Annotated in this window: 20 protein-coding genes; 9 read left to right on the forward strand and 11 right to left on the reverse strand. The window is 54.0% G+C overall.

What is annotated here, in order from left to right; translation table 11 throughout:
- Nucleotides 1-200: 200 nt before the first annotated feature.
- The gene (locus E1H13_RS03945; protein ID WP_169612096.1) at nucleotides 201-1,022 is read right to left on the reverse strand and encodes a response regulator; all 822 of its coding nucleotides are present in this window, start codon (nucleotides 1,020-1,022) and stop codon (nucleotides 201-203) included.
- A gap of 394 nt (nucleotides 1,023-1,416) precedes the next feature.
- On the opposite strand from E1H13_RS03945, the gene E1H13_RS03950 reads away from it, so the two are divergent.
- The 4 genes from E1H13_RS03950 to E1H13_RS03965 all read left to right on the forward strand — a co-directional run bounded on the left by E1H13_RS03950 (nucleotide 1,417) and on the right by E1H13_RS03965 (nucleotide 5,006).
- A complete protein-coding gene (locus tag E1H13_RS03950) occupies nucleotides 1,417-2,649 on the forward strand; it encodes a PAS domain-containing sensor histidine kinase (RefSeq protein ID WP_169612097.1) in 1,233 nt (410 codons plus the stop codon).
- Nucleotides 2,650-2,910: 261 nt separating this feature from the next.
- Nucleotides 2,911-3,732 carry a sugar phosphate nucleotidyltransferase gene (locus E1H13_RS03955; RefSeq protein WP_206070004.1) on the forward strand — a complete coding sequence of 274 codons (822 nt, stop codon included), beginning with the start codon at nucleotides 2,911-2,913 and terminating at the stop codon, nucleotides 3,730-3,732.
- A gap of 273 nt (nucleotides 3,733-4,005) precedes the next feature.
- The gene (locus tag E1H13_RS03960) at nucleotides 4,006-4,608 is read left to right on the forward strand and encodes a YHS domain-containing (seleno)protein (protein WP_169612098.1); all 603 of its coding nucleotides are present in this window, start codon (nucleotides 4,006-4,008) and stop codon (nucleotides 4,606-4,608) included.
- 122 nt (nucleotides 4,609-4,730) lie between these two features.
- Nucleotides 4,731-5,006 carry a hypothetical protein gene (locus tag E1H13_RS03965; RefSeq protein ID WP_169612099.1) on the forward strand — a complete coding sequence of 92 codons (276 nt, stop codon included), beginning with the start codon at nucleotides 4,731-4,733 and terminating at the stop codon, nucleotides 5,004-5,006.
- Between the two features lie 490 nt (nucleotides 5,007-5,496).
- Here the strand turns inward: E1H13_RS03965 and mnmE are convergent, their stop codons facing one another.
- Nucleotides 5,497-6,894 (reverse strand): tRNA uridine-5-carboxymethylaminomethyl(34) synthesis GTPase MnmE, encoded by a 1,398-nt coding sequence (gene mnmE / locus E1H13_RS03970; RefSeq protein WP_169612100.1) that lies wholly within the window; start codon nucleotides 6,892-6,894, stop codon nucleotides 5,497-5,499.
- A 273-nt stretch (nucleotides 6,895-7,167) separates the two neighbouring features.
- Here mnmE and E1H13_RS03975 point away from each other — a divergent pair, with 273 nt between their 5' ends.
- Complete coding sequence (locus E1H13_RS03975) at nucleotides 7,168-7,710, forward strand: DUF2062 domain-containing protein (RefSeq protein WP_240966414.1); 543 nt, start codon at nucleotides 7,168-7,170, stop codon at nucleotides 7,708-7,710.
- 137 nt (nucleotides 7,711-7,847) lie between these two features.
- Here the strand turns inward: E1H13_RS03975 and E1H13_RS03980 are convergent, their stop codons facing one another.
- From E1H13_RS03980 to E1H13_RS04000, 5 genes are all read right to left on the reverse strand, one after another.
- On the reverse strand, nucleotides 7,848-8,579 hold the full coding sequence (locus tag E1H13_RS03980; RefSeq protein WP_169612101.1) for a phytanoyl-CoA dioxygenase family protein: 732 nt from the start codon (nucleotides 8,577-8,579) through the stop codon (nucleotides 7,848-7,850).
- A 1,176-nt stretch (nucleotides 8,580-9,755) separates the two neighbouring features.
- Nucleotides 9,756-11,804, reverse strand: coding sequence for a response regulator (locus E1H13_RS03985; RefSeq protein ID WP_206070006.1), 2,049 nt, complete (start codon nucleotides 11,802-11,804; stop codon nucleotides 9,756-9,758).
- Nucleotides 11,765-12,211: a response regulator gene (locus E1H13_RS03990; protein WP_169612102.1), complete on the reverse strand. Its 447-nt coding sequence runs from the start codon at nucleotides 12,209-12,211 to the stop codon at nucleotides 11,765-11,767. Before E1H13_RS03990 ends, E1H13_RS03985 begins: the two co-directional genes overlap by 40 nt.
- Nucleotides 12,165-14,474, reverse strand: a complete 2,310-nt coding sequence (locus tag E1H13_RS03995; RefSeq protein ID WP_169612103.1) for an ATP-binding protein — start codon at nucleotides 14,472-14,474, stop codon at nucleotides 12,165-12,167. Before E1H13_RS03995 ends, E1H13_RS03990 begins: the two co-directional genes overlap by 47 nt.
- A 321-nt stretch (nucleotides 14,475-14,795) precedes the next feature.
- The gene (locus E1H13_RS04000) at nucleotides 14,796-15,224 is read right to left on the reverse strand and encodes a response regulator (RefSeq protein WP_169612104.1); all 429 of its coding nucleotides are present in this window, start codon (nucleotides 15,222-15,224) and stop codon (nucleotides 14,796-14,798) included.
- A 425-nt stretch (nucleotides 15,225-15,649) separates the two neighbouring features.
- On the opposite strand from E1H13_RS04000, the gene E1H13_RS04005 reads away from it, so the two are divergent.
- The gene (locus E1H13_RS04005) at nucleotides 15,650-16,618 is read left to right on the forward strand and encodes a WG repeat-containing protein (protein WP_240966416.1); all 969 of its coding nucleotides are present in this window, start codon (nucleotides 15,650-15,652) and stop codon (nucleotides 16,616-16,618) included.
- Here the strand turns inward: E1H13_RS04005 and E1H13_RS04010 are convergent.
- Nucleotides 16,608-17,042: a Holliday junction resolvase RuvX gene (locus E1H13_RS04010; RefSeq protein ID WP_169612106.1), complete on the reverse strand. Its 435-nt coding sequence runs from the start codon at nucleotides 17,040-17,042 to the stop codon at nucleotides 16,608-16,610. The genes E1H13_RS04005 and E1H13_RS04010 overlap by 11 nt on opposite strands.
- Nucleotides 17,043-17,333: 291 nt before the next feature.
- Here E1H13_RS04010 and smc point away from each other — a divergent pair, with 291 nt between their 5' ends.
- Entirely contained in the window at nucleotides 17,334-21,080 is a 3,747-nt protein-coding gene (gene smc / locus E1H13_RS04015) for a chromosome segregation protein SMC (protein ID WP_169612107.1), read from the forward strand.
- Between the two features lie 218 nt (nucleotides 21,081-21,298).
- On the opposite strand, the gene E1H13_RS04020 is transcribed toward smc, so the two are convergent.
- On the reverse strand, nucleotides 21,299-22,906 hold the full coding sequence (locus tag E1H13_RS04020; protein WP_169612108.1) for an ATP-dependent DNA ligase: 1,608 nt from the start codon (nucleotides 22,904-22,906) through the stop codon (nucleotides 21,299-21,301).
- Between the two features lie 132 nt (nucleotides 22,907-23,038).
- Here E1H13_RS04020 and E1H13_RS04025 point away from each other — a divergent pair, with 132 nt between their 5' ends.
- Both E1H13_RS04025 and E1H13_RS04030 read left to right on the forward strand, forming a co-directional pair.
- On the forward strand, nucleotides 23,039-23,488 hold the full coding sequence (locus E1H13_RS04025; RefSeq protein ID WP_169612109.1) for a hydrogenase maturation protease: 450 nt from the start codon (nucleotides 23,039-23,041) through the stop codon (nucleotides 23,486-23,488).
- Between the two features lie 185 nt (nucleotides 23,489-23,673).
- The gene (locus tag E1H13_RS04030) at nucleotides 23,674-23,979 is read left to right on the forward strand and encodes an RNA-binding protein (RefSeq protein ID WP_169612110.1); all 306 of its coding nucleotides are present in this window, start codon (nucleotides 23,674-23,676) and stop codon (nucleotides 23,977-23,979) included.
- A 296-nt stretch (nucleotides 23,980-24,275) separates the two neighbouring features.
- On the opposite strand, the gene E1H13_RS04035 is transcribed toward E1H13_RS04030, so the two are convergent.
- Together E1H13_RS04035 and E1H13_RS04040 are read right to left on the reverse strand one after the other, a co-directional pair.
- Nucleotides 24,276-24,503 (reverse strand): hypothetical protein, encoded by a 228-nt coding sequence (locus tag E1H13_RS04035; RefSeq protein WP_169612111.1) that lies wholly within the window; start codon nucleotides 24,501-24,503, stop codon nucleotides 24,276-24,278.
- A gap of 3 nt (nucleotides 24,504-24,506) precedes the next feature.
- Nucleotides 24,507-24,980 carry a type II toxin-antitoxin system VapC family toxin gene (locus tag E1H13_RS04040; RefSeq protein WP_169612130.1) on the reverse strand — a complete coding sequence of 158 codons (474 nt, stop codon included), beginning with the start codon at nucleotides 24,978-24,980 and terminating at the stop codon, nucleotides 24,507-24,509.
- Nucleotides 24,981-25,029: the final 49 nt, after the last annotated feature.

Raw genomic sequence — 25,029 nt, forward strand, 5'->3', positions numbered from 1 at the left:
ACCTTTTCTCTGTCAGCCCTAGACGCCTATCCAAACAACTTTGCACTGGGGCAGGGCTCATGCCCCAGCTAATAACTTAGGCTTGGATAAAAGTAAGTTGGTACCAACCCTATCAAGATTAAATAAGGATCGCATTGGAGCTTTTTTTGAATTTAATGGGATTTTCTTTTGAACTTACTTCTTGTTTCTAAAATCGATTGCTATTTGGTTAGCTCTGTTACAGATTGCTGTCTCCAAGCCTGGGGGGAAAGCCCATGGAACTGACGAAATTGTCGAGTAAAATAGCCTGCATCGTTATAGCCAGAAGCCTCTGAAATGGATCGCACTGACTGGGTCGTATTGGTAAGTAACGTTCTAGCTTGGGCCATGCGCCGCTCAATCACCCACTGTTTGACGGTGCGGCCGGTTTGGGACTGCACCAGATTGGTTAAATAAGCCGGGGAATATCCGACTTCCTGGGCCACATCGTTCAGGCTAATCGACTGATGGTAGTGGGCTTCAATGAACTGAAACACCCCGGCCAAGTTTGGCTCGTCTGGGAAAATCCCTGTTAATGACCAAACTCTGTCCTTTCCACTGTGTCCATCACGGCCGCACTTCCCATCTTCCCCGGCGGGACTGGTTGCTCCGATTCCATAGAGCTGGGAAAGCTGCTCCTGGCGCTGTAGCCGACTATTAATCGCGGCCAGAAATTGCTCTACGGTGCAGGGTTTGGTCAGGTAGTCGTCGGCCCCCAGTTCCATCCCTTGGCGCAGGTCTGCCATGGTGACTTTGGCTGTGAGGAAAATTAGCGGAATCAGTGCCGTTTGACGAGATTTTCGTAGGGTAGACAGTACTGAATACCCATCCATATCGGGCATCATAATGTCACAAACCACCAGATCAGGGGAATGTTGTTGAGCCATGGCTACCCCTGTGGTGCCATCGCTGGCTCCCACTGCTTGAAACCCTTCAAACTCCAGGCACTTAAGAAAAATATTACGGGTTTGAGATTCGTCCTCGATAACTAAAATGGTCTTCACGACGACTCCAGGAAACATCAACTTTTGTCGCCAAAATAAACAGCCTAAGGTCTATCCCTCTAGCGGGTCTATCCCATTTTGTTGCCTTTACCAGTGTCGTACACCAAGTCCAGTTTGGAATCTGGAGTTTTCCCACAGGCAAAATTCCAGGTCTGGACTGGGATTTGGTTTAATATCAAAACACAACGAAAAATATCATGACTAAAAATGGCAGGCCAAGTCCGAAGGCATATCGTTAAACTTGTGGGTTGACGACTTTACTCTTCTTTAGTAAACCTTAAGGGGCTGGCTAGTTGTGTACCGCGATACATTCCTGAGGTCGATGTCCCCCATGCACCGATGCGACTGATCCGACGTTGAATCATCAGTACTTTTGCGTTAGCCCACTGTTACGATGACCCAAACCTATTGGTTGCCCCAACGAAAGTCTCCGCCAAGGTCTGCTGCGGCTGCGCCGCTGGATCATGAACTGGAGTACTTACGCCGTCAGCACCACCTGATTCTGAATGCGGTGGGTGAAGGTATTTATGGGCTGGATCTGGATGGCAATGTCACGTTCGTTAACCCGGCTGCCGCTGAGATGATTGGCTGGTCTATGGAGGAATTGATCGGCCAATCCATGCATGCGGTACTGCATCACTCCTTTGCCGATGGCAGTCCTTACCACCGGGAAGCTTGCCCAATTTATGCCGCTTTTCAGGACGGTAGTGTAAAACGGGTGACCAATGAGGTGTTTTGGCGCAAAGATGGCACCAGCTTTCCAGTGGAATATATCAGTACCCCGATGCGAGACGAAGAGGGGCAACTGATTGGCACGGTGGTCACCTTTCGCGATATTACCCAGCGGCGTTGGGCTGAGGAGATTTTGCAACGGGCCAACGAGGAGCTGGAACACAAGGTGCAGGAACGTACTGCTGAACTGCAAACGGCTAACCAACAGTTACAACAGCTCAGTGATATGCGATCGCGGTTCGTCTCCATGGTCTGCCATGAGTTTCGTAACCCGCTTAACACCATTGCCCTGTCGGTGTCTTCCCTCAACCGCTACGACACCCAACTGCGCCCCGACGAAAAAACCGACTACCTGCTGGCAATCAATGCCAATGTGGAGCGCATGACCCAGATGATTGACGACATTCTGGTGATTGGCAAGATTGAAGCCAAAGTACTGGAGGTTAACCCTCAACCCCTGGATCTGGTGGACTTTTGCCAGACCCTATTGGCAGCACCGGATTATCGTCGGAGCCAGACCCCGATTCAGTTTGCCTGTCGTAGTCGGCAGTGCATAGCCCACCTGGATGAGCGGTTGCTGCGATCGATTCTAGGGAACTTGCTGTCCAACGCCATTCGCTATACCCCAGCAGATAAGGGGATTGTTTTGAAGCTGGCTAAACGGCAAAACTATGCCATTGTGCGGGTGCAAGACGAGGGCATGGGAATTCCCCCCAGCGATCGCCGCGATTTGTTCAAGCCTTTTCACCGGGGCCGCAATGTCAGCAACATCCCTGGCACTGGCCTGGGGCTGAGCATCGTCAAGCAGTTTGTGGACTTGCAAAATGGTACCCTGGCTGTTACCAGTCGGGTGGGGTTGGGCACCACCTTCACGGTCAAGCTACCGATGATCTAGAGTCGTGGTCGCGGCGTCTTCCTTACAGGGGGAGGCTATGCCCGTAGCAGATTTGACCCGTCACTCTTATCAGTCTCTTATATTTAAAGCTTATATTCTCAGCAACGACCATAAATGGAACGACCAATGCGCCTCAGCCTCTCCACAGGGGCTGAGGTTTGTCTATGGTCAGCCCATTGGCTAAGCTGGGCATTCATGACATAAATTGTCTAGCCATCACCTTTTCAGGGATTGGCTGGCCCTCTTTAGCCTGCGACCACCATGATTCAACCTGAGCGTATTGTTGGTTTAGTGCCCGCCGCTGGGCAGGGAAGCCGCATCTCTCCTCTGCCCATGAGTAAGGAGCTATTCCCCCTAGGGTTCCGAACCGTCGCGGACAAAGTTGGCCCCCGCCCCAAAGTGGCCTGCCACTATCTGCTAGACGCCATGCAGCAGGGCGGCGCCCAGGAAGCATTTTTGATTTTACGCCCCGGTAAGTGGGATATTCCTGAGTTTTTAGGCGATGGGTCTGACCTGGGCCTGCGGCTGGCTTACCTGACGGTGCATGTGCCCTTTGGGGTGCCCTTCAGCCTGAACCAGGCCTATCCCTTTCTGCAGGGGGCCGTGGTGGTGATGGGGTTTCCCGACATTTTGATTCAACCCAGGGATGCCTATCAACGGCTGGTCCGGCGTTTGCATCAGGGCCAGGGAGATGTGGTGCTGGGGCTGTTTCCCACGGACCAACCCGACAAGGTAGGAGTGGTGGACTTTGATCAGACGTCGGGCAAAGTGGTCGGCATCTATGAAAAATCGAACCTGACCCATTTGCCCTACATGTGGGCGATCGCCGCCTGGCGGCCCAGCTTTAGCGAGTTTTTGCACCGATTTGTTATGGATCGGCAACGGCAGCTGATTGGCGATCGCGCCCCCCATGGCCTCACAGCCTTACCCCCCTACACCGAAACCCCCATTGGCGATGTGATCCACGCCGCCCTCGAAGCTGGGTTGCAGGTCGAGGCCGAACCCTTTCCCCAGGGGACCTACCTCGACATTGGCACCCCAGACAATCTCATTACCGCCATTCAGCAGTACACCACCTTCTGAAGCAACGTTTGGGAAACAGTCTCCTTAATGGTGGGCGCAGCCCACCCTACTGGGAAACAGTCTCCTTAATGGTGGGCGCAGCCCACCCTACTGGGAAACAGTCTCCTTAATGGTGGGCGCAGCCCACCCTACACCCAAAACCTGACACCTAAACGGACTCAGCTCTCAGCCGATTGTCAAAGGTTTTTCAGGCGGCTCTCAGCCTACCGTGACAGGCTTGGGGATAAGAACAGTTGTCCTCCATGTCAACGATTACCCAAGTAGAGCCTAACGATGAAAATCCAGTTTCTTGGGGCTGTGGCGATCGCATCACTATTGACCCTGAGCGCGATCGCCTGTAGCCCTTCTACCACCGTCAATTCTGATGCTGGGGATAGCCTGGAAGCGGTTGACCCCTGTGCCGCCGCTGACCCCTGTGCCACCGCTGACCCCTGTGCAGGGGCTAAGGTTGAGGACGCTACAAATCAGCAACCTCACGTGTATAGCTTTGATGGGTTAGCCATTCGTGGTGCTGACCCTGTGGCTTACTTTACTGAAGGAGCTGCAGTCAAGGGTGTTGCCGACTACGAATACCAGTGGAATGGGGCCACCTGGCGGTTTAGCAGTGCCGAGAATCTGGCCCAGTTTACCGCTAACCCTGAAGCCTATGCCCCCCAGTACGGCGGCTACTGTGCCAAAGCTGTGGCCGAAGGCTATCTAGCCTCGATCGATCCAGACGCCTGGCGAATCGTCGATGGCAAGCTTTATCTAAACTACAGCCCTGGAGTGCAACGCCAGTGGCAGTCGGATATTCCTGGCCATATTGCCAGCGGCGATCAACACTGGCCAGCGGTGCTGACGGTCGATGTGGTGCATGAAAGCGGTGACTCTTGGTAGTCAAGGGGGTCCAGGGGTAGATAGTTAAGTAAAACTTAAATCGGCCCAGGGTCAGGGCGATCGCCCTTTACATCAAGTTGCATTGATGTATACGATGATACTCAATCCTTTGTGATGGAGTCATGATGTATAGCGGCACGGCTACGCTTTCTACCTCTGATCAGCTACTCGAAGCAGCCTCTCGATATGGCTTATTCTGCGGGACCTACGACAACGGCGATCGCTGCATTAAACCCCATCCTGACTCATCAGACTGGGAATTGGTTAACCACAACGATAGCTGGGTCTTGATTGTCAGAGGGACTCCGCAAATTCAGTTTCAATATCCTGAAGCGGCTAGATTTATTGCCCGGGTTTGTCAAACCCTGGTTCAACCCTCCCACCATGCAATCTTGTAGCCCCCAACCGTTGATACCCCCTATGCCAAGAGCTTTCCCTCGGGATAGGGGCTATGTCTTTAGGGTGATTCCCTTTCGTAAGGGACAGAGAAAAATAGCCTGAAACTTGCATTCTTTTGCTGCAAAGCCCCCAAAGTTGCCAGATTATTCTCCATCCTTTAAGAAATAGGACAACCCTGTATAAGAACCTGCATGCCGGGTATTATCCGATTATTTTGCAGAATAACACCTGCTTTTTAAGGAACTAATCAAGATTTTCGCTCGATAAGATAAGAACATATTTTTGGGATGTTATCCAGCAAATTTGAGGGTTAAGTAGGGTTTTGAGGGTGTTATTCATCATTTTTGACGGATAACACCCCTCCTGTATTGATGGGTCTTGATTAGTTGAAACGCCCTAAACTCATCCCGAATTTATTTTTGCTGGTGGAAATTCGCATGTCTCGCGCTTCAGCGATCGCCTTTCGGAGCGTCTGCGCGACCTGGATCACTATTTACCAATACAGAAGCGGCTGAAAATTTCATCCAGCATTGACTCGGTGATTTCATGACCCGTGATCGACCCCAACGCCTGAATGGCGGTTCGCAGGTCGATGGTCCAAAAGTCGAGGGGCAGTTGCTGATCGATGGTGTGTTGTACCTGCCCTAGGGCAGTTTGGGCCTGGGTGAGGGCGGCGGCCTGGCGTTGGTTCACCGTAAAGTCTAGATTACTGGCGGAGAGTTGATCCGCCTGAATGGTTTTCAGGATGGCTTGCTCTAGGGCCTCAATTCCCTGGTTTTGGGCGGCGGCGGTGTAGACCACGGGCAGGGCAGGGTCGGGCAGCGGCGGCAGACCGTCGGCGGCCACCAGGTCAATTTTATTCACGATCAAAATCAGGGGGCGATCGCGCACCAGCTCGTACAGGGCTTGATCGGCCTGGGTCCAGCCGGCGCCAGCCTCAATGGTTAGCAGCACCAGATCGGCGGCCTGGGCGGCCTGGCGCGATCGCGCTACCCCAATCTGTTCCACCTGGTCGGTGGCGTCGCGAATGCCGGCGGTATCCAGCACCTGAATCGGGATGCCACCCACCACCAATTGGGATTCCACCAGGTCCCGGGTGGTGCCGGGTAGGTCGGTGACAATGGCGCGATCGCAGCGACTCCAGGCATTCAGCAAGCTCGACTTACCCACATTGGGGCGGCCCACAATCGCCACCTTTAGGCCGGTGCGCAGTAGTTCCCCCTGCTCAGCGGTGGCCAACAACTGGTCCACCTGAGCGCGCACCGTGGCCAACTGCTGACGAATCGCCGGTTCATCTAAGGGGGGCAGGTCATCCTCAAAGTCGATGCGGGCTTCCACCTCGGCCAACATATCCAAACAGGCCGATCGCAGCTGTTGAATCGGGGCCATCAATTTGCCCTGTACCCCAGCCAGAGCCGTCTGAGCCGCCAGGGTGGACTGGGCGGCCACCAAATCTGCCACCCCTTCGGCCTGGGTCAAATCGAGGCGCCCATTCAGAAAAGCCCGCAGGGTAAATTCTCCCGGTTGGGCCAACCGAGCCCCCTGGCCAATGCACAATTGCTGCACCTGCTGCACAGCCATTAAGCCACCGTGGCAGTGAAACTCCACCACATCCTCGCGGGTATACGACCGGGGGGCCAGCATCAACAACAACAGAGCCTGATCGACAATCTGCCCAGTTTGGGGATGGCGCACATAGCCATAGAGAATGCGATGACTCTCCCAGGGTTGCTGCCCTGGGGCATCAAATAGGGTACGGGCAATGACCAGGGCCTCTGCCCCAGATAACCGCACGATACCCACACTGCCCTGTTGGGGCACAACCGCCGTGGCGATCGCCACAATCGTTTCTGACTGAGAGATATAACTTTGGCGAGGATGGCCCATAGGGTTGGCATGAATGAATCCCTTGCCCATCCATTAGAGCAAACTTTAGAGACAGCTGGATAGCTTGAAGTTCTCTCAAAGGAGCCGCCGCTCGCGGTAATGCTCCAGTTTCGCCGATACAATGGGAATACTACACCAAGTCCAGCTCAGGATCTGGCGTTTTCCTCCAGGCAAAACCCTAAGTCTGGGCTTGGGTTGGGTTTATTCACCCGACATTTAACCGTCAAGGCCCTCTGCTCCACCACTTTCTATTCCTTCGACCTCACACTATCTATGACCACCATTACGGACGCCTCTCGCAGTCCACAATCGCCTATGCGTAAACCTGCTAAACCCCGGTGGAAGCGGCAGATGCGCTACCTGTATTGGCGCTTCCTGCGGCTGCAAGGCAGCCCCGAACATTTGGCTCGGGGGCTAGCCAGCGGTGTGTTTTCTGGCTGTTTTCCGCTATTTGGCTTTCAGATCATTATTGGGGTGGGGGTGGCCACAGTCGTTCGCGGTAACCGGATCACGGCTGCCGCTGCCACCTGGATTAGTAACCCCTTCACCTATGTGCCGCTGTTTGCCTTTAATTACCAGATAGGCCATTGGCTATTGGGCAGCGGCCCGATGCCCAGCTTTCAGGATTTGGATACCCTGCGGAGTTGGATGGACATGGGCACCGAGGTCTCTTCCCGACTATTGTTGGGCAGTACTACGGTGGGACTGATCACCGGAGTCGGTAGCTACTATCTGAGCCTGCCGCTGATTCGACGGATGCGATCGCGGCGGCCTTTTACTGCTGGGCCTAAGCAGAACCTAGATGTGGACAATTAAGTGCGGTTGAGTGCGGTCATATACCCAGTCCAGCTCGGGATCTGGAGTTTTGCTTGTGGCAAAACTCCAGATCTAAACTTGAATTTGGCTGCTTTCTGCCAGACAGTAGGTGGTTTAGAGCTGGCTCTGGGATAACCTTAGGCCACCTTCAGGACTTTATGTTGGTAGTAAGTCTTATAGGTGTAGAGACTAAACTCAAGCTGCAAAAGGAGTCGGTTCGTTGTTCCATCAAGAGAACCACCTCGATGAATGCAGTATGGATCGCCGACAAAGCCTAGTCCTGCGGGTCCGGTTAGGGTAACAATGTTATTTTCGCCGTAGGTCTGGATGATGGTTTGATCGGCTTTACTGGCAAGCCTTTGGCCAAGCAGCTGATCGCGTAAGCAACGGCGACGATGGGTACCATTGATATAGATATGCGCTCCATCGTGCTTCGATACATCGGTTAAGTAAAAGAAAAACTTCAGTGACCGATAGTCATTAATGTCACAGTGGAACACCTGGGCCGCAGCCAGCTTTTCTGCATCATCTACAGGCCTGGGAAAACTCCATAGCAAATCACTGTGCATAAAAACAGGGGGACGACCCAAGTATTGATGGGCAATAGCCAGAATTACAGGATCCTGCTTTAGCTCCTGCATAACTTCGCACAGGTCCTGGCTATGGAGGTAGCTGGCATACTTAATTCCAGGCCCAATATTGAGATCGTCGGGGTTGGGGCTTTTAACCGCAATCTTATAGCCTGGGTCTCTATTTGCATAACAGGGATGGCTATAGGCAAAATCCAGCAAAGTATTGATTTGCGCCTGACTTAGCCTCAGTCCCGAATAGTATCCATCCCTTGCCAGACAGCGGTTAACGTCTGCCATAGAATGATCTAATCCAATTGTTAAAGCTCCAGGTTGGATTGGCGGTAAGGATAATGCTCTGACTCTGAATCTTGCAAGATTTCGAAAAAAGCAAAACCGAGCTAGATATTTCATCAAGAGGAAACTTGCGTCTTTTTTTAGGTAAAAAAAGTTTATTTCGCAATAGTAAACAATTTTTTCCAGAATTTGAAAAACCTTATTTTTCTCACCTATTCTGATCTGCATTATTTTCCTTTCTAATCAAAATGGATAATTTCGATTTTCACAGAAACTCCATGGAAAACATTAGCTATACTTTCCCCTAAAAGAAGCTTGATAAGCATTCCATTACAGATATAAATGCAGCTTTAACTCTGCCTGCATCACCATAAATAAATTTCATGGAGGGTGCAGAGGCTGCGATTTATAGCAAGTCCAAATCGGGATCTAAAGTTTTCCCACAGGCAGAACTCCAGGTCTGAACTTAGATCTGGCTTATATAAACAGCATGAACATGTAAGGATGCATAAGATCCCTACCTAGGTTGATTAGCTAAACCCAAATAAAGCGTTCATGGCTGAGTCACACCAAATCCAAATCAAGGTTTGGAAATTTCTTATAAGCGAGACTCTAAATCTGAGCTAAGATTTAGTTTTTTTGGATAAATGCAATCCTTGATGGCTTATCAAAAAAACACTCTGACTCCCTGATAAAATGACACTACATAGGGACTTTTTAAAATTCCCTTATTGCTTACCTAAGTAACTCTGAGATGATCAACCCTGACAAGACCATACCTTTTGGTCGTGTAACGTAGCTCCGTCAATGAAGCATAAGTAGTATCTTTGTTGATTTTACTCCAGAGAAGTTTTGGTAGAAGAAGTGGAGAAGCCTACTTCTAAAAACTTTATGCTACGATTGGGAAATGTAAAGCATTTTCCCTAGCCAGATGTTCCGCTGCCTCAAACCAGACCCAAAAACCCTGGTTGACTGACAAAAGTTGTTGGCCCTCACCCCCAACCCCTCGCCCTCTGGGAGAGGGGAGCCGATCCACTCTCTTGTTCCCTCTCCCGAGGGGAGAGGGCTAGGGTGAGGGGCTTCTGAAGGATCTGTGCATAAGTTTTGTCAGTCAATGAGCCCAAAAACCTCAGATCATAATATTTCTGAACTATCAAAAAACAGAGATTTCACATTAAATTAAAGTTCCCCAGCCTGAGGGTGAAGACACTGCAAAAGCTCTTGGCGGGTAAACGGTTTGGGTAAAAAGTCCTGAAACCCTTGTCGTTCTGCTTTAGCGACGGCATCGGTGGAATTGAGCCCACTCATGGCGATCGCCCGCAGATTAGGGTTAAGCCGCTTGAGCACCGGAATCGCCGTGAGCCCATCCATGGTGGGCATCATCAAATCCATCAGCACGGTGTGAATCTCGCCGGGGCGTTCTGCCATCACGGCAATGGCCTCTTCCCCATTGTGGGCCACCAACACCCGGTAGTTATAGAACTCCAGAGTCGTTTGAATGATAGTGCAGACAGATGGCTCATCATCAACCACCAGCACGAGAATGTTGCCCCCATCCAGGGGTTTTTTGGGGGTCTCGTCTTGAGAGTCTGGTTGGACCGTAGCGGGCAAATACACCTGGAACTGGCTCCCCTGACCCACCTGGGTTTGCACGTCGATGAAACCACCATGGCTATCAACAATACCCAACACCGCCGATAGCCCCAAGCCCGTGCCCTGCCCTAGCCCTTTTGTTGTAAAGAACGGGTCGAAAATGCGGTTCAGCACCTCCGGGGTCATACCGGTGCCGGTGTCTTCTACCTTAATCACTACATAAGGGCCGGGCTGGGCCTGGACGTGGATGGCAGCGGTAGCGGCATCTAGGGTGAGGTTCTCGGCCGTGATGTGCAGTTCGCCGCCGTCGGGCATGGCGTCGCGGGCGTTGACACAGAGGTTCATAAAAACCTGGTGCAGTTGAGTGGCATCTCCCCAGACCGACCACAGGGTATCGGGCACGTCGGTATAGATGTCAATGGATTTGGGCAGGGTCTGCTGCACCAACTTGCGGATATCGCGCATTAAATGATGCACTTGCAGGGCAAACCGCTTGCCTTCTACCCCCCGGGCAAAGGCCAAAATTTGCTTTACTAGGTCAGCCCCCCGCTGGGCGCTGGTTTCTAGAATATTGAGTTTACCCTGTACCCAGGGATCCAGCTGGCCCAGTTTCAGGGGCAGCAACTGCACCACCAGCAAAATAGGGGTGAGAATGTTGTTGAGATCGTGGGCAATGCCGCTGGCCAGGGTGCCCAGGCTTTCCAACCGCTGCGATCGCAAAAATTGCGCTTCCATCTGCTTTTTATCGGTAATATCCATATGGATACCCAAAAGCCGCTCGCTATGACCTTCAAGATCACAGAGTAACGTGCTCTTGATCGCCACCCAGTGCGGGGTATCGTCGTCTAGAATGCGAAATTCAGTGTTCAGCCCCTGACCGGTTGCCACCGCCTGGCGGAGTTCCTCTTCCACGCGATCGCGATCGTCGGGATGCAGCCGCCAGGGCCAGCCCTGTGCGGTCGACCTGGGGTTACCCGCACTACTGGCCAGAGACGTACTCCAGGTGATGTGGTTGGAGGCCAAGTGCCATTCAAAAGTGCCCATTTGGGCGGCTTCCTGGGCCAGAGTTAGGCGTTCTTGAATTCGTTGACGGTGGGCAATTTCCTGGCGGAGGTGTTGGTTCGCCCTCTGGAGTTCGGCGGTACGGGCCTGCACCCGGTCTTCGAGCACGTCGTTAGCTTCCCGCAGGGCGGCTTCGGCCCGCTGCCGCTCGATCGCATAAAACAGCGATCGCACTAGCACCTCCTGTTGTAGAGAGCGCTTCATCAAATAGTCTTGGGCTCCGTGGCGCACGGCGGCTACCGCCAGGTCGTCATCGTTGGTATTGGTCAAAACCACCACCGGTAGATTCGGAGCCTGGTGCAGCAGCACATCCAACGAGTCAAGCCCAGCACTGTCGGGCAGGGTCAAGTCCAACAGGGCCACATCAAACCTGGTGCTCTGCAACTGGGTAATCGCCTCCCCCAGGCGCTTGGCATGGTGCAGATGAAAACAACTGTAAGCTGAACCCTTGAGAATTTCCTGCAGAAACCGGGCCTCGGCCCTATCGTCTTCAATCAGCAGCACCTGGATCACCGCCGGGTGCCGGGACCGATCTAAGGGTCGGTGGATGGCAGGGTCGCTGTTTCTAGCCAAAATGCTTCAATCCCTTGGACAATTTTGAACAGCTGGGCCAAATTTCGCGACTTAGAAATGTAGCAATTCACATGTAAATCATAGCTTTTGCAAATGTCTTCTTCATTGCGAGAGGTGGTCAGCACAATAATGGGAATGTGCTTCAGCGCTTCACTGGCCTTGATTTCAGCTAAAACCTCACGCCCATCCTTTTTAGGCAGGTTGAGATCCAACAAAATCAAATCTGGCACTGGGGCTAACCCAAACTCCCCCTGGCGTTTGAGGTAAGCCATGGCCTCCACACCATCCCTGGCGATGGTGACATCGCAAGGGGTGGCGGTACTTTTGAGGGCCTCTTGAATCAATCGAATGTCGCCACGGTTATCCTCGACTAAAAAGATAGTTTTGAGCTTTGCGTCCGTTGCCATGGTTGCGATCGCGTCCTTCAACGGGGATGGTGAAGTAGAATGTGGCGCCCTGGTCTGGGGCCGCTTCTACCCAAATGCGGCCTCGGTGACACTCGACGATTTTCTTACAAATAGCCAGACCCATACCAGAGCCATGGTATTCGTCCCGGGTGTGCAGCCGCTGGAAGATCACAAAAATGCGATCGGCAAACTGCGGGTCAAAGCCAATGCCATTGTCGGCGACGGAAAATAGCCAGTGTTCCTCCTGGCGCTGTACCCCAATGTGAATGTGGGGGGCTTCGTTGGGCTTACGGAACTTAATGGCGTTGCCCACCAGGTTTTGGAACAGCTGCATCAATTGGGTGCCATCCGCCACGATGGTGGGCAGGGTATCAACCGTAATTTCTGCACCGGTTTCGGCAATCCGCCCTCGCAGATTCCCCAGAGCTTGATCCAGCGCCCCCTGCACCGAGGTGAGCTGCCACTCAATCCCCTGTAGATCTACTTTGCTGTAGGCCAGCACATCATCAATCAGGGTTTGCATCAGGCTGACCCCTTCCACGGCAAAGCCGATAAACTCTTTACCGTCCTCATCCAGCTTGGTGTCGTAGCGCATCTCTAACAGCTGCACAAAGTTGGCCACCTGGTTCAGGGGCTCTTGCAGGTCGTGGGAGGCCACATAGGCAAACTTCTTGAGCTCGGCGTTAGAGCGCTCTAGGTCATTGGCCAACAGGGCCAGTTCTTCCGCCTGACGCAGCACAATATTGACGATCGCCTTGCGTAGTTCCAGGGCAGCCCGCACCTCTACCGACTGCCAGGGCAGCGATCGCAAACTCACTGTTTCCTTCCACAACTCAAAGGATTGACGGGGACACAGCCAAGGGTTCTCCCCCTCATCCATCAGCGTGTACGCTTCGTTAGGGTTCCCCCCCCAGTTCACCGTCTGAATCACCTCGGGACGGAACCACAGCACATAGCTGCGCTTGGAAATGGGGATGGCCATCAAGCCACTGGCCACGTCTTTAAATCGCTGGGCCTCTACATAGTCCAGGGGCAGGGCGTCGGTGACAAAGATGTCATCCTCCACTGATTTACCCAACCACTGCACCAGATAGTTCAATTCCTCTTCCGGGGGAGTATGGCCTAGGGTGGTCCACTGGCCGCCAAAGCAAATGGCCGCCCCCTTAGCCCCTACCAAATCCAGTAGATTTGGGTCGTGGCGCACCAGACCATCAATAAAATAGTCCTCCCGGGCCATCTGATCTACCAGGGCTGACTGTACCGCCGCCAGCTTCAGCCGATAGCTCTGATCTGCTTCCTCTTCCAGGGTCGAAATCTCAGCAAAAATCACCCGTCCCAGAAATTCACAAGCTTTGCGTAGCTCGTAGGGCACATACTTCGGGGTTTTATGGTGACAGGCAATCAGACCCCACAATTTTTGGTCCTTCATCAGCGAAATGGTCAGGGATGATTCCACTGCCATGTGGTTCAGGTATTCGATGTGGCAATGGTAGGGTTGCCGCAGAATCGACATCACCAGGTCTGTGGGCTGGTGAGTCACCGGGTTAATCGCTGGTACCAGGTCCACCGGTTCAGCAGTGGCATCAGGAATGACCCGAATCCAGTTGGACAAAAACATTTTGCGGGCGGGCTGGGGCACGTCCGATTCTGGGAAATGCAGCCCCAGGTACGATTCCATATCCGCTAGCTTTTCTTCAGCCAGAACCTCGCCGTGGCCATCGTCATCAAACTTGTATAGCATCACCCGGTCAAACCCGGTCACCTGCCGCACCTGGTGGACAATAATCCGGCAAAAGTCCTGCAACCCAGCGGACCCCGCCTCTAACTGACCAATGGAGGCCCGGGCCAAATGGTAAAAGCTCAAAAAGGGAATATTGTCATGGTTGAGGGCAGGCTCCAGCTCCATGATTAAAAAGCCAGCCTGGTTACGGTGAAAAATGGCATCGTATACGCCGTAATCATCTCCCCGCCGCCGTACCCAAATTTTGGTGGGGTTCATCACATCCAGGTTGTCGTGGCCCAACCCATCCCGGAATTGATCAACTTGGTAGGAATCCAACAAGTCATCCAGAGTTTTACCCAGCACCTCCTCTGGAGATAGGCCAAAGGCATCCCGGGTATTGCGGCTGACTTGCAGGATGGATAAGTCTGACTCGTTAATTACCAGGAGTACCCCATGGGGTTGCACCTGGGTCAACGTATTAATGGCCGGTTGTTTGAGGCTGGTCAGCTGGGTGTCAGAGCTAAAATTGCTGACGGGCATAGGTCCGATCTCCTGGACGAAAAACTGTTTTGGACTGAAGCGATGCGAAACGACTAAAACCTGGTTTATTTCTCTGGCTTATCCTATTTAATACCCCACTAAACCGGCTGTTACATCGGCTATTACACTGCAAATGTAAACAGCATTCAGCCCTCCGCTCAGCAGCATATCGCAGATAACTAGAGGGCCTAGGATGGAATTCTTAAGACAAACCAAAACTTTGATTTAAAGCCACTTTAAGGCTCAAAATTAGGGGTATTTATTTGTCAGTATTTTGAATTATTTGTATTTAGTTACGAAACGTTATTTATCAGGAGAGTCTTACTTCAAAGGCAAGGTCACAATTTCTAACCAAAAGGCCTCAATACGCTGAATGGTCTGGGTCAACTGCTGTAAGTCGGTGGCCTTGACCACGTAGCAATTGCCCTGGATGGCATAACTGTGGAACACATCTTCGGAGCGAGTAGAGCCAGCGAACACAATTACGGGAATTTGCTTCAGGTGGGGGTCGGCTTTAATCGTTTGCAGTAAGACTCGACCATCTTGATCCGGCAGATCCGGATCCATTAAGATTAAATCTGGTCGGGGGGCCTGGGCATAATCGTGCTGTTGGCGCAAAAAGGCTAGGGCCGTGTCTGCATTGGTGACAGTCTGCATCGGGTGGTTGCCCATTACCTGCTGAATCGCTTCAGTATGGGCGGCGTTGGGGTCAATCACCAAAATAAAGCGTTTTAGCTCTGAATCGGCCATAGGAATGATTCAACGGGAGATATGTCGGCATAGAAGGTCCAAGATTCGTCAGGCCTGAGACCTATCCCAGTTGCCGTTAGAACTTGGTAAAAACCATAGCCAATCATGGCAGCATCCAAGTAATTATGCGGAAAGTCATTAGATTTTAAAGTCATTAGATCTTTAAAGAGACTCCCCACCTTCCAGCCAAAATCGGTCATGCTAAAACAGAAGATTATTGAGCTCACGGCCAAAGGAATGGGAGAATGAGCGGTTGTCTCCATCACCGATGCATGCCAGGTCTGGCCATAGCCTTGGCGTTATTGGGCCTGGGGGGCTGTGAGGTTCGGTCTGGGTCGCTAGGAGACACCGACAGAAATGGTGAGACCCAAGCTACGACAATGCTAAAGTTCATAAGCCCCCAATCTGTTGCCCTAGCTCAGCCTATGCCTAGTCCTTTACTATTTGATACCGTTTCCGACTATGCCGAAGGCGTCGCCATGGTGCGGCTCAAGTCTCGCATTGGTTATCTCGATGGCGAGGGTCAGGTGACCATTGAAGTCGCCGATGACAATGTGACTACGGCTGCCCCCTATGCGGAATCCCTAGCGGTGGCACGGGTGGGTGATTTTTTTGGTTATTTAGACCGCACTGGCCACTGGGCGATTGATGTGCAGTTTAGTCTGGCCAAGTCTTTTTCGGAAGGGTTGGCAGTGGTCAAGGGGGGCACCAAGTATGGCTACATCAATCCTGAGGGGGAATGGGTAGTGGAACCTCAATTTGACCTGGCTGAACCCTTTGTGGATGATCGGGCCCTGGTGAAGCTGGCCGATCGCTATGGCTATATCGACCCAGCGGGTCGGTCTGTGGTGGCGGCCACGTTTAGAGATGCTTGGAGCTTTTCGGAAACCCTGGCGGTGGCTAAACAAGAGGCCCAATACGGTTACCTTGACCTGACCGGCACCATGGTAATCCCCGCACAGTACGATGGGGCATTTAACTTTTCAGATGGGCTAGCGCGGGTGCGCCAGGGGCGCCAGTTTGGCTTTATTAACCCTGACGGGACGATGGTCATTGCCACCAACCTGGCCTTTGCCTCTGACTTTTCGGAAGGGTTGGTAGCGGTGCTTCAAGATCGCCAGTGGGGCTACATGGACCAGACGGGTGAATGGGTAATTGCTCCTCAATTTGACTATGCTGCCGACTTTTCGGAGGGACTAGCGGCGGTCCAGCAGCAGGGGCGTTATGGCTTTATCAATCCTGCTGGCGACTGGGTGATTCCACCTGCGTACACCAATGCTGGCCCTTTTTCCGAAGGGCGGGCCCGGGTTCAGCTAGAGAACCGCTGGGGCTTTGTCAATCGGGCTGGCCAGTTGTTGACGGGCAGTGGCTTCAAAGATCAGGCTAACTGGTGAGGCGGTTCAGGTAGCGCTCGATCAACAAAATGGCCACAATGTCGTCAATCGGGCGAGGAATTTTGCGTAGGGACTGGGGTAACCATCCTGCCAGACCCGCCGGGGGGTACATCTGCCAGTAGCGATCGCGGGCTTCCAGGGTGGTATACCGTTCATCCACCAACATGATCCGCGGTGGGTCGGGCAGTTGGCCCAGGGTTTGCTTCCAGTGTTTGGAGCTGGTTTGGTCTCCCAAGACAATGGTGGAAATCGGAAAGCGCGATCGCAGCGCCTTAATTTCCGCTATGGCTTGGTCAGCGGCGACCACCTGGTGATGCTGGAGGCTCCTGTCCAGACCCATCACCGCGACACCGCACTTTTGGCGGCCAGGGTCAAATCCTAAAATCACAGGCTGGGATAATGAAGAGGGAAGCGACTCGCTCACAGCAGCTCAACTCAGGACGAAACGGCGGGGTAGTTCAAGGCAGTCTACTCAGTAGCTATACCTCAGTAGCTTTACTATAGAGTTCCCCTCCTATGGCGTCACCTAGGCAACAGGACTGGGGGAAAGAATAATCACCAGTCCTAGATAAAGCGTAAATTCTGCTTGCATTGGCGGTATTTTGCACTAAACTTAGGCGGCAGTGGGGCTAGCCTGGGTGTTCAACCCACTGGTATCCCAAAAAAATGCTAAGTTTATAGTACACTTGCCCTATGCCCGAGGCCGCGCCAGCCAGTGCACATTAAACGTGTTGAGTTGTCCCACTTTAAATCCTTTGGTGGTACGACCCAGGTGCCGTTGTTGCCTGGGTTTACGGTCATATCTGGCCCCAACGGATCGGGCAAGTCAAATATTTTAGATGCGCTGTTGTTTGGCCTGGGGCTAGCCAGCTCTAAGGGGATGCGGGCGGATCGCCTGCCGGACCTGGTCAACCAGAGTCAAATGAGTCGGCGCACCACCTCCGAGGCCAGTGTAACCGTCACCTTTGACCTCAGCGATGTGGCACCGGAATTATTTCTCGATGATGACGATGGGGCGTTGCCCTCCGAGGCGACCCCTCCAGAGGCACCGACTAACGGGGACCAAAACGGGCAGGGCAGCCATGGCCACGGTGCCGCCCCCCCCCAGCCCAATGGACAGGGGCAGTCCCCAGAGCTGAACGCCATGGCGCCTGAGCCCATGGCCACCACCGACGGCGACAGTCTGGCGATGCAGCGGGAATGGAGCGTCACCCGACGGCTACGGGTTACCAGTCAGGGCACCTACACCTCGACGTACTACATCAACGGCGAGCCCTGCACCCTCAACCAATTACATGAGCAGTTGCAGCGGTTCCATGTCTACCCCGAAGGCTATAACGTGGTGCTGCAAGGGGACGTGACCAGCATTATTTCCATGAACTCCCGGGAACGGCGGGAGATTATCGACGAGTTGGCCGGTGTGGCCGCCTTTGATCGCAAAATCGACCAGGCCCGGGGCAAGCTGGAGGCGGTCAAGGAACACGAAGAGCGCTTTCGGATTGTGGAGCGGGAGCTGCAGGCTCAGCTGGAGCGCCTGGCCCAGGATCGGCAAAAGGCGGAAAAATACCAAACGCTGAAAGCCAGCTTCCAAACCAAAAGCCAATGGGAAGCGGTGTTGGTGTGGCAGGGGCAGCAGCGCCATATCGCCCAGCTGCAACAGAGTCTTGAGCAAGGACAAGCGGCAGCAGTGCAGTTGGCCCAAACCATTGCCCAGGGGGAAGCGGCGATCGCGGCCTTAGACACCGAACTGGCCACCCTGAATAGCCGGATTAAGGCCATGGGCGAAGACGAGCATTTGGCCCTCCAGAGCCAAGCCGCCACCCAAGAAGCAGAACTGCGTCAGCTGCAGCGTCAAGAGCAGGAAACCCGCACTGCCATCAACCAAGGGGCAGCCCAGCGGCGGGAAACAGAAATTGCCTTGCAAGATCAGCAGACCCGCCTAGCCAAATTGCAAGCGGATATTCAAACCCTGACCAGCGGGGAGCTGGTCCAACTTACCCAGGCTAAAACCGAGGTTGAGCAAGCCCTGGACGAACGTCGCCAAGCCACCCTGTCGATTGCCTCCGCCTCCCAGACCTGGATTCAACAGCAGACCCAACTGCGCCACGATATCGAAACCCTGGTAGGGGCGATGGAACCCCAACGGGCCGAGCAAATTCGGCTACAGGAGCGGCTGCATCAGTTGCAGCAGCAGCTCCAGAGCCAGCAGCACCAGTTGAGGGAGTTGGCGGCAGAAGCCCCTGACCAGGACACGATCCCTAGCACCACCGCCGACCCCCTAGCCGCCGCCGAGGCCGAGATGCAGCAGCTAGCCAGCCACATTGCCACCACCGAGGCAGAGCTCAGCGTACAGCGGGAAACCCAGACTCGCCTGCTCAAAGAACAGCGGGATAAACAGCGCCAACTGGATAAGCTAGAGGCCCAGGCCCAGGCCCTGCAAGAAAGCCAGGGCACTCGCGCCACCAAGCTGTTGCTCGACAGTGGCCTGGAGGGGCTGAATGGCCTGGTGGCCCAACTGGGGAAGGTCGAGCCCCGGTTTCAGACAGCCCTGGAAGTGGCGGCCGGGGCGCGTTTGGGCTACCTGGTGGTGGAAAATGACCGAGTCGCCGCCAGGGGGATTCAGTTTCTAAAGCAGCAGCGGGGCGGACGGGCCACCTTTTTACCGCTGAACAAAATTCGCGCCCCTAAGTTTTCGCCAGTGCCAGCCTGGCAGCGGCCTGAGGGGTTTTTAGACTACGCCGTCAACCTGATCGATTGCGAGCCCCGCTATCGGGATATTTTTGCCTACACCTTTGGCAGCACTGTAGTATTTGACAGCCTGGAGGCGGCGCGATCGCACCTGGGCCAATTTCGCATGGTTACCCTGGACGGGGAAATTTTAGAAACCAGCGGCGCGATGACCGGCGGTCACCAATCTGCCCGCTCCGGCAGCCTGCATTTTGGCACGGTGGAACCGGCAGAATCCCAAGAAGCCCAAACCCTACGCCAGCGGTTGGCCGACATTGAGGTGCTGCTAAGCCGCTGCGATCGCGATATTCAGACCCTGTCCACCAGCCTGCAAACCCAGTCCCAGGAGCTGATCAGCTGTCGTCAGCAGTACCGCGAGCTCCAGTTGCAGCAGCAACAGCAGCAGAGTCAACAGCAGCGGTTGGACCAGCAACGCACCCAGCTGCGGCAGCAACTGGCCCAATCCCAGCAAGAACTAGACAGTACCCAACACCGGCTACAAGCCCTGGCCACCGAACTACCTGCCCAGGAAGCGGCGATCGCCGAAAAACGCCAGGCCCTCACCGAGCTAGAACAGTCCCAAACCCACAGCGAATGGCAAACGGCCCAGGCGGCGGTACGGCAGCTGGAAGAGCAGCTCAGCCAGGCCCAAACCGCCCTGCAACAAGCGGAGCGCCGTCTGCAAGAGCAACACACCCAGCGGCAGCAGATAGCGCTGACCATTCAGCAAGCCCAGCAAACCCTAGCTGACGTAGGGCAGCAACAGGGGGAGCGCGATCGACAGCTGAACCAAATTAAGCAGCAGCAGGTCGCCATCAACCAGGACATCGAGCGCCTGCGCCAGGCCATGGCGGTGCTAGATCAAACCCTGGCCAGCGAAAAAGCCAGCCGCGACGCCCTAGAACAGCGGCTGCGGGACCAGCGCACCCAAACCCAGCAGCAGGCCTGGCAGCGGCAAAAGCTGCTGGAAACCCAGCAAGAACGGCAACAGCAGTTGACCGAAGCCCAGGCCCAATTGGCCCTACAGGCGGCAGAGTTGCCAGACCCCCAGCCCGATATCCCTGAGGGTACCGAGTTAGAAGGGCTGCGCAAAGACCTGCGATCGTTGCAGCGGCGGATGGAAGCCATGGAACCGGTAAATATGCTGGCCCTAGACGAGTACAACCGCACCGAAGAACGCCTGAGCGACCTCAGCCAAAAGCTCGCCACCCTGGAAGAAGAGCGGACTGAGCTGCTACTGCGGGTAGAAACCTTTACCACCCTGCGCCGCAAAGCCTTCCAGGAAGCCTATGACGCTGTCAACGAAAACTTTCAGACCATCTTTGCCGAATTGTCCGATGGGGATGGTCACCTGCAGTTGGATGACCCAGCCGATCCCTTTAATGGCGGCCTGAACCTGGTGGCCCACCCCAAGGGCAAGCCGGTGCGGCGGCTGGCCTCCATGTCGGGGGGGGAAAAATCCCTCACAGCCCTGAGCTTCATTTTTGCCCTGCAGCGCTATCGGCCCTCCCCCTTCTATGCCTTCGACGAGGTGGATATGTTCCTGGATGGGGCCAATGTGGAGCGCCTCTCCCGGATGATCAAGCGTCAGGCAGAGCAGGCGCAATTTATTGTGGTCAGCCTACGCCGCCCCATGATCGAAGCCTCCCAGCGCACGATTGGGGTCACCCAAGCTCGGGGGGCTTACACCCAGGTGCTAGGGATCAACCTAGAGGCCCAGAGTGCTGCTCCTTAGGACGGAGGTGTGGTGCCAGGTGTCAGGTCACAGGTGTCAGGTGTTAGGTAACAGGAATGGCAAGCCGACGTATGCCGTAGAGTGCATAATAGCGCTCAGACAAGGCTATGCCCATGCTACTGTTCCCAGCCTACTGCTTACGTTCGCCCTGAGCTTGTCGAAGGGCTTCAAGGCTATCTGCACCCTAAAATTTAGCCCTGACAGATCACTCGTCGGGACTACAAAAATTCGGCCAGCAGCACTTGGGCTGTTTCTAGGCTGTCTGCTTCGGCGGCGGGTTTATCTTTGCGCCAGCGCAAAATCCGGGGAAACCGCACCGAAATACCCGATTTGTGACGCTTAGACTGGGCAATGCCCTCAAAGCCGATTTCAAACACATGGCTGGGTTCTACCGATCGCACCGGACCAAACCGCTCTAGGGTGTGGCGGCGAATCCATTTATCCAGCTGGTTAATTTCTTGGTTATCCAGGCCACTGTAGGCTTTGGCAAAGGGCACCAGGGTGTCTCCCTGCCAGAGGGCAAAGGTGTAGTCGGTAAACAGGTTGGCCCGCTTGCCACTCCCGGCTTGGGCGTAAATCAATACGGCATCTAGACTCATCGGGTCCACCTTGTATTTCCACCAATAGCCTCGCTTACGGCCCACCAGGTAGGGACTGTCAATGGCTTTGACCACCAGCCCCTCCGCCCCCTGCTGGCGGGCCTGAGACCGCAGGGCGGCCAATTCAGCAAAGCTTTCAAACGTCAGGGGCTGAGAGGGGTGAATGCGATCGCTATCAGTCGAATCAAGCAATACCGTCAGCCGAGCCTGGCGATCGTCCAGGGCCAGATCGCGAATATCGCTGCCCTGCTCCTCTAGCAGGTCATAGGCGATGAAATGGACCGGTTGGGCCGCCATGATTTTGGCGGTCACTCGCTTGCGGCCCAACCGTTTTTGCAGATGGTTAAACGGCAGAGGAGAGCCCCCCTGCCAGGCTAGAATTTCCCCGTCCAGCACCACCCCATTGGGAAAGGTCTCTAGGGCCGCCACCAGTTCAGGAAACTGCGGGGTGACCAAATCCTCCCCCCGCGACCAGATAAACACCTGATCGGCCCGTTTAATCATCTGGGCCCGAATGCCGTCCCATTTCCATTCCGCCCGCCAGTCCGCCGGGTCTTCCTGTTTAAATTTCTCCTCGTCTAAGGAGGTGGCTAAAAAGAAAGGGTAGGGCTGGCTGGGGGCCTGTTGGGTAGCCTCTAGGCTGGTGAGGCGCTGGTAGAACTCTACCGTGGGGGTAAAGTCGCCCATCAGCCGGTGGGTCAAGACCGGCTCTGATACCCCCGTGGCAGCGGCTAACCCCTTTATCACCAGCTTGGCCGAGGCCCCGACCCGAAATGCACCAGTGAGAATCTTGTTGAGCACAAACACTTCGGTGTTATCCAGCGCCGCCCACCAGGACACCACTAACTCCTGCCGCTGCTGATCGGTTTCGGCTGCCTTCGCCTGGGGAATAATCTGTTCCATCCACTGATGCAGGGGGCGATCGCAGCACTCCTGAGCCGGTAGGGGCATATCCCGTAGCAACAGGGCGATCACCTCTGCCGAGTCCCCCACCTGGGCATAGCAGTCTTGAAATAACCACTCTGGAATGTCAGCAATCTGTAGAAATACCTCCCGCAGCACCCGCGAGGTCACAGTGCGGCGACGGGTTTTGCCCAACAGTAAGTACAGGGCCCACACCTGGTCTGCCGGGTCGGCGGTTTGAAAGTAGGCCTGCAGCGATCGCACCTTCTCATTCGTCGATGTGGTGGCGTCAATGGCTTGAAAAAGTTGGGTAAATTGTTTCATCGTCCCTACGACAATAGAGCCCATCGTCTTGGGTTAAGCACCCCCGCTCCTAGTATTCTGAAGCATAAGTCAGTCAACCCGTCCTGACATTGAGAGCACCAGCGGCTCGGGCCATAACGGAACAGGAGTAAAATGATGCAAACCCTGGTGATTGGCTATGGCAACACCCTACGGGGAGATGACGGCGTCGGCTATCGAGTGGCTGAGGCCGTAGAACGCTGGCAGCTCCCTGGGGTCGAGGCTTGGCCCTGCCATCAACTTACCCCTGAACTGGCAGCGGCGATCGCCGAGGTAGACCGGGTGATCTTTGTCGATGCGACTCCGCCCCAGAATCCCCCCAGTCCCATTGTTTGCCAATCGATTCAGGCTAAGGACGGCGATCGCTGGCGGTCAGGGCACCAGAGTCATCCCACTGCCCTACTCGCTTTAACCCAACAGCTTTACCATCGACAGCCCATCGCCTACGCCCTCTGGCTGCCCACCCAGGCCATGGCCTATGGCGAAGCGCTTTCCCCCATCGCCCAAATCGGCCTGGCCCAGGGCCTCAGATATCTTCGCACCTGGCTAAGTTATCCCCAGTGACGGCTACCTGCCATCAGAGATAGCCCTAAACGGCCATCCCAACCACTTCCCATTCCCAAATCCCGATGTTAAAATAGATCAAGTTCAGTTTTCGGTAGATTACGCTTGTTTGATTTCATTTCGATTTCCGTTACAGGTCTGTCTCCGTTTACTCGATACATTTGTCAATCAATGGAGAAGATCTAATGTCTGTTTATGTAGGTAACTTGTCGTACGATGTCACCCGCGAAGATTTAGAGCGGGTATTTACAGAGTACGGGCAAGTCAGTCGCGTCAGCCTGCCCACAGATCGGGAAACCGGTCGCCCTCGGGGGTTTGCTTTCGTTGATATGGCCGCTGAGGCCGAAGAAGATGGGGTAATCGAGGCCCTGAACGGTGCTGAGTGGATGGGCCGTGAAATGCGAGTCAACAAAGCTCGGCCTCGCGATGACTCCCGTAGCTCTAGTTCTAGTGGTTCCGGCGGTAGCAACTATCGTCGCAGTAGCTTCTAAGCTAAAGCCATCAGCGAGCAAACTCCCCCGCCCATAGCCAAAGTCTGCTAAAGCAGACTAGGATAACTGGGCTGACATCATAACGAGTTACCGTGGGCCTTACCGCAAGGTTCACGGTAATTTATTTATAAGGAACGGATATCGCTCAGCATTATGCATGATCTGGAGTTTTGGCAGATTGCAATACTTTCAACATAGTATCCGCTGCTTCATCCGCTCCATAGGGCGACCACATATGTATGACTCAGGTATAACACTTAGGATCCTTGCCACTCAAGCTTCGAGCCACCTAACGGCTAAATTGAGTGGAGGCTAGTATCCATTGCTTCCAAGCCAATATCTCTCGCCCGTCCACTCCAACGTGTTGTTAGACCGGGCTTACGCGACAAAGTTACAACCTCTCTACCGCTCTCTTCCTGTTTTTTGCGTAAATCTGCAAATATTGCATTTAAGTCGTAACTGAATGATTTGGCGTATTCCTCGCGAATACGATGAATTTCTTCAACAATTTCATCTTTCCACATAGCCTAATCTCCCATTAGTTCATTTGGTGTGCAGAGGATTGGAAGCACATAGCCACAATCAAGACTAATTTCTGCCAATTTCCCCTGAATTTGAGCATTCGCAATATGCCTGCAGTTCCACGTTAGCAAATAATCCATGCCATGAACCGTCGCGGCAGCAATGTGGATAGCATCTACCCCGGCTTTAGGAGGCAAATTGCTTCTGGCTAAAAACTGTGCTGCCAAGCCCTGTACGGCCTGATTCAATGCTAGCAGGGGAAAACCACGCAGTATTTCTAGCCGCTGAGCAGCAACCTCGGAATCTCCCCGTATCACTTCGTCTAAAACAGCCTCTGATGTGTAGAGAGTGAAAGCATTTCGGCGTAATTCCCACCAATCCTTGGTTATTTCCATATTCGCAGCCAAAATCAGGTTTTTAGTTGACCTGGCTGTGAGATAGCCCAAAATACTGGTTTCGATATAGACTGTTTCGCTCATATAGAAGGTAGTGATAAGAGTTCCTGCTATTCCTGCTACTGCCCCAATA

The sequence above is a fragment of the Nodosilinea sp. P-1105 genome, assembly GCF_012911975.1.
GTDB lineage: Bacteria > Cyanobacteriota > Cyanobacteriia > Phormidesmidales > Phormidesmidaceae > Nodosilinea.

Bases quoted from the DNA above. Each gene is read 5' to 3' on its own strand.
- E1H13_RS03950 (WP_169612097.1), top strand. From the start codon at position 1,417: ATGACCCAAACCTATTGGTTGCCCCAACGAAAGTCTCCGCCAAGGTCT.
- E1H13_RS03955 (WP_206070004.1), top strand. From the start codon at position 2,911: ATGATTCAACCTGAGCGTATTGTTGGTTTAGTGCCCGCCGCTGGGCAG.
- E1H13_RS03960 (WP_169612098.1), top strand. From the start codon at position 4,006: ATGAAAATCCAGTTTCTTGGGGCTGTGGCGATCGCATCACTATTGACC.
- E1H13_RS03965 (WP_169612099.1), top strand. From the start codon at position 4,731: ATGATGTATAGCGGCACGGCTACGCTTTCTACCTCTGATCAGCTACTC.
- mnmE (WP_169612100.1), bottom strand. From the start codon at position 6,894: ATGGGCCATCCTCGCCAAAGTTATATCTCTCAGTCAGAAACGATTGTG.
- E1H13_RS03975 (WP_240966414.1), top strand. From the start codon at position 7,168: ATGACCACCATTACGGACGCCTCTCGCAGTCCACAATCGCCTATGCGT.
- E1H13_RS03980 (WP_169612101.1), bottom strand. From the start codon at position 8,579: ATGGCAGACGTTAACCGCTGTCTGGCAAGGGATGGATACTATTCGGGA.
- E1H13_RS03990 (WP_169612102.1), bottom strand. From the start codon at position 12,211: ATGGCAACGGACGCAAAGCTCAAAACTATCTTTTTAGTCGAGGATAAC.
- E1H13_RS03995 (WP_169612103.1), bottom strand. From the start codon at position 14,474: ATGCCCGTCAGCAATTTTAGCTCTGACACCCAGCTGACCAGCCTCAAA.
- E1H13_RS04000 (WP_169612104.1), bottom strand. From the start codon at position 15,224: ATGGCCGATTCAGAGCTAAAACGCTTTATTTTGGTGATTGACCCCAAC.
- E1H13_RS04005 (WP_240966416.1), top strand. From the start codon at position 15,650: ATGCCTAGTCCTTTACTATTTGATACCGTTTCCGACTATGCCGAAGGC.
- E1H13_RS04020 (WP_169612108.1), bottom strand. From the start codon at position 22,906: ATGAAACAATTTACCCAACTTTTTCAAGCCATTGACGCCACCACATCG.
- E1H13_RS04025 (WP_169612109.1), top strand. From the start codon at position 23,039: ATGATGCAAACCCTGGTGATTGGCTATGGCAACACCCTACGGGGAGAT.
- E1H13_RS04030 (WP_169612110.1), top strand. From the start codon at position 23,674: ATGTCTGTTTATGTAGGTAACTTGTCGTACGATGTCACCCGCGAAGAT.
- E1H13_RS04035 (WP_169612111.1), bottom strand. From the start codon at position 24,503: ATGTGGAAAGATGAAATTGTTGAAGAAATTCATCGTATTCGCGAGGAA.
- E1H13_RS04040 (WP_169612130.1), bottom strand. From the start codon at position 24,980: ATGAGCGAAACAGTCTATATCGAAACCAGTATTTTGGGCTATCTCACA.